This is a genomic window from Hallella absiana (genome assembly GCF_025457485.1).
Lineage (GTDB): Bacteria > Bacteroidota > Bacteroidia > Bacteroidales > Bacteroidaceae > Prevotella > Prevotella absiana.
This window is the reverse complement of sequence record NZ_JAMXSP010000083.1, coordinates 1-1,028: the sequence shown is the minus strand read 5'-3', so window position 1 is coordinate 1,028 and position 1,028 is coordinate 1. Positions and strand designations below refer to the sequence as shown.

Annotated in this window: 1 protein-coding gene; it reads left to right on the top strand. The window is 42.8% G+C overall.

Annotated elements, in window-relative coordinates; translation table 11 throughout:
* The first annotated feature begins 33 nt into the window (after nucleotides 1–33).
* Nucleotides 34–1,014: an IS982 family transposase gene (locus tag NG346_RS14470; protein WP_071121765.1), complete on the top strand. Its 981-nt coding sequence runs from the start codon at nucleotides 34–36 to the stop codon at nucleotides 1,012–1,014.
* Nucleotides 1,015–1,028 lie beyond the last annotated feature (14 nt).

Sequence of the window (1,028 nt, the reverse complement as noted above, 5' to 3'; positions counted from 1 at the left end):
ACCCGTTGGCGGAATTAATTTAAGTTGATAAATATGAGTAAAAAGTTGCACATATCGCTGATTTTTAGTAACTTAGTGGTGTTCAAAACATTAAGTCCAAACCATCGTATGTACAACCTTTATACAAAATTCGTCAAAATACTCGAGATATGCAAGCAATTCTCTGAAAATCTCGTCAATGAATCGGGTAATGTTCCACGTCGTGGTCCTGTTCCCAAGTTTTCGGATTTGGAAGTGGTGGCGCTATCCTTGACGGCAGAGACCGAGAGCATTGATAGTGAGAAGTGGTTGTTCGACTATAAATTGCAAGAGTACAAGGACAACATTCCTAATCTCATATCAAGGAGACAGTTCAATGACCGCAGGAAGAAAACGGCAGGCCTGTGTGAGGAACTGCGCAAGCGGATTGCCATGGAAATGGATGGCGGAGAGGAACAATTCTTTGTTGACTCCAAGCCGATAGAGGTCTGTAGGGTTGCAAGAGGAAAACGTTGCAAGATGGGACGTACCGGCAATTTCTCGCAAGCTCCCGACTTCGGCTTCTGTGCTTCGCAGAACACGTATTATTTTGGTTATAAGTTACACGCTCTCTGTGGGTTAAGTGGAGTTATCCATTCCTATGATCTGTCAAAGGCAAGTGTGGCGGACCTCCATTATATGAAGGATGTAAAACATACTTATCACGACTGTAGCATCTATGGTGACAAAGGGTATATTGGAGCTGACGTACAGCTTGACTTGTTCGAAACCGCACACATAAGACTGGAGTGTCCGTATCGGCTCAACCAAAAGGATTGGAAACCGACATTCATTCCGTTTGCAAAGGCAAGAAAGAGGATTGAGACAATATTCTCACAACTTACAGACCAGTTCTTGGTCATCAGGAACTATGCGAAAATAACGAATGGTTTGTTTGCCAGGATCATTGGCAAAATTAGTGCACTTACCATTCTGCAATACGTAAACTTCATTAACGACAAGCCCATTGGCAGAATTAAGTATGCACTAAATTAATTCCGCCAACAGGT